This is a genomic window from Ruminococcus sp. 210702-SL.1.03 (assembly GCF_020559915.1).
Lineage (GTDB): Bacteria > Bacillota > Clostridia > Oscillospirales > Ruminococcaceae > YE71.
Genome location: NZ_JAJCLZ010000069.1, coordinates 1 through 2,839, shown reverse-complemented (window position 1 = coordinate 2,839; position 2,839 = coordinate 1). Strand labels below are relative to the sequence as shown.

3 protein-coding genes are annotated in these 2,839 nt (G+C 43.7%); all 3 read right to left on the bottom strand.

Annotated features, from left to right (window positions below; all coding sequences use genetic code 11):
- Positions 1-31: 31 nt before the first annotated feature.
- Complete coding sequence (locus LI114_RS13265; protein WP_227221067.1) at positions 32-1,570, bottom strand: Cys-Gln thioester bond-forming surface protein; 1,539 nt, start codon at positions 1,568-1,570, stop codon at positions 32-34.
- A gap of 76 nt (positions 1,571-1,646) precedes the next feature.
- Positions 1,647-2,540 carry a hypothetical protein gene (locus LI114_RS13260; protein ID WP_227221066.1) on the bottom strand — a complete coding sequence of 298 codons (894 nt, stop codon included), beginning with the start codon at positions 2,538-2,540 and terminating at the stop codon, positions 1,647-1,649.
- A 108-nt stretch (positions 2,541-2,648) separates the two neighbouring features.
- Positions 2,649-2,839 (bottom strand): hypothetical protein (locus LI114_RS13255; RefSeq protein ID WP_227221065.1); only part of this gene is annotated, 191 nt, incomplete at its 5' end.

Genomic DNA, 2,839 nt, shown 5'->3' with positions numbered 1-2,839 from the left:
TGCTTAACTTCAAATCCTTGCGGTCAATGTGTCAAGTTTTATTGACAAAATCAATCTTTATCGTTTTTGTGCCAGCATTGGCAGTAAAATCACTTGTAGGAGAGGGCAGAAGTACTGATTTAGAAAGTTTCTCATACCTTTCATCATCGGGTACTGTATATTCCGTTACCGTATATGTCCTGCCATTTGACGTTGAGGTGGGCAGATCGTTTACTGTGAAAGTACCCTTTGCGTCTGTGTTTTTAATGGTCTTAAACTTTGTAGCCTCGCTGACAGAAGTCACATACTTTGAAAAAACATATCCCGTTCCCGTGCTGTTTTTATCAGCCTGAACATAATACTTTTTGCCGTCATACAGGCATGAAACCACAAACGTAGTCTTGCCCAGAAGGTTATTCAGCTCCGCCGCCGTTATCTGATTATTGCTTGAATCTGTGTATGTCTTTTCAACGGTAAGATTCGGTTCATTGTATGACGCAAGTCCCACATATCCCACAACGGGGTCGAGCCTTGTTGAAAGCAGGCAGGTCTGATAGTAGCTGTTGGCAAACAAAGTTTCCTGCTTTTTCAGGCTGTTCTTCATCTGCATCGGGATACTTTCCGTAACATATATACTGCTGTCGCCGCTTGAAGTGAACTGCCTTTCCTTTGACCATATGGTGTAAACAGTATTTGTGCCGCTCATTTCTGTTTCAAGGCCATAGTCCTTGCCGAAAGTACCGCTGAATTTAGACTTTATCAGCGATCCAAGCTTGCTTTCAAGGCTGCTGAAATTATGTGCAAGGCTTGACGCAGTGACATAGGAAGTGGGCACAGTCACTTTTGTTTCGTATCTTAGATTTTCAGCGTTGTATTTCATAACGTTCGGTTCGTCCTTTGCCTGAGCTTTGGTGGATCTCATAGCAGAGGGAAGCTTGTAATGATCCTTCACATTTGACACAATATCGTTGTACGCCTTTTCAACTCCCGATCTTGTACACCAGCCACCGCTTGGATAGGTGAAATCATTCCAAAGAATATCCGAACATTTTCCGAAGCCTGCCTGCGTATGACCTCTGTAACCCAGTATCAGCTCCCAGATAAGGCACTGAGTTGCGGCATAGTAGTCACCTGTTTTGTGGCTTGAATAGCCGTAATACTGCACAAGTCCGAGATACTTAGCCATTGGTCCGTCTGTTCCGCCTATGGACTTCCAATATGCAAAGCTGTCCGCCTTGTTTTTATCCGAGAGGTCAAAGGTATCATACTTTGTAAAGCCGTTCTGAGTATACCAGTCCTTGTAGCTTGCTCCCTGCATTGACTTTGCAGGCTCGATACAAAACGCCCAGTCGGAAGTTGATGAGGGACTGAATCTGCATATTTGTTCTCCGGCTTTGATATATTGTCCGCTTACTCCTCCTGTTACTCCGTTCTTTCTGTTTTTGATAGTTGGATTGACCGAGCTGTTCCAAGTGTATCCTATGGATACTCCCGATGTGGCTGCGGAAACATTCGCCGCCAGCGTAGTCATTCCTATTGCCGCCGCAAGCATTGCCGCTGTGCAGCGTTTTAATATTTTTCTTATCTTCATCTGTATTACTCCTTTGTTTTTTGCAAAGAAAAAAGAGCCGAATTTTCGACTCTTTTCCCTGCTTATTCAGTTGTTTTTAGTCCTCCGTAAGAAACCATATTGCCGTGCCGTCAAAGCCTACATTAAACTCAATATCGCTTGCATATTTGAGGGCGTTATTGCCGCTGTATATCTCCCACCTGTTGAACAGTCCGTAGTCTATGACGTGCAGGCAGTTTTCTCTCGTTTCACTGACTATGCTGCAGATCTCTTCTTCATTTTCTGCATGATCTATCAGCCACTTGCTGTCTGAGTCAGCATATGCGTCCATGTGAGCATATGACAGGTCGGTCATGTCCTCTCGCACCGTCATATTGATCGGATTCGCATAAGATATGTCATACTCATCTATTCCAAAGCTTACATGGATATCTCTTTTGCCGTTGAAGTTTTTGGCATATTCAAGTATTTCAGATCTTATGAGATTTTGTTCATCACCGCTTAGGCTTTGACCCTCACACAGCTTTCTCCATGCTTTCATGGTATCAGACCATGTTACTGTGCTTTCGGGCGGAGTAGTTGTTTGCGGTTTCTGCGTAGTGGTCACAGGCTTTGGCGGAGCTGTTGTGGTTTGCTTTGCGGTAGTCTGCTTTTGCTGTGTAGTTGTTACCGCAGGCTTTTGAGTAGTATTGACCTGTGTGTTTTCCTGCGGCTTTACTGTCTGAGGATAACTCTGCTGTTTGATTTGTTCCTGCGGTGGTTGCATACTTTTTGTGGTTGTTTTAGCTAAGGAAGTTTCGGATACCGTCTGCGAACTCTTTCGTGTAGTAGTTGCGGTTTCGCTTGTATCCTTTTCTTCCTTTACCGATGTTACCGTGACCGTAGTTTGGTTCACAGCTGAGATTTCTGCACTTTCTACGGACTCCGATACATTGCCGCAGGCAGTCAGCATTACTGTGCAAAGTATTGAAATATATATCGCTTTTTTCATATCATCACGCTCCTTGTCAAGCAATATATCACACCTTTTTGTATATATCCAGCCTTTTTGCAAAAGTTCTGCCTTTGTGACAATTTACACAGCATAAGATTTGGCATACTATATAATTAGCTCAGGTCCTTCATCAAATTCTTCAAGCGGTTGGATCACTTCCGGCTTTGTTTCTCTCACAGCAACCAGCCCGATACCAGGCAGATCTACTATGATATGATCAAACTGCTGCTTGTACTTTTCAATCTGTTCATCGGTAAGTGAACAGGAATCCCATTCGCCGTATTCGTTACGATAAT

Excerpts from the sequence above, each read along its gene's own strand:
- LI114_RS13260 (WP_227221066.1), bottom strand. The coding sequence starts at position 2,540 with ATGAAAAAAGCGATATATATTTCAATACTTTGCACAGTAATGCTGACT.
- LI114_RS13265 (WP_227221067.1), bottom strand. The coding sequence starts at position 1,570 with ATGAAGATAAGAAAAATATTAAAACGCTGCACAGCGGCAATGCTTGCG.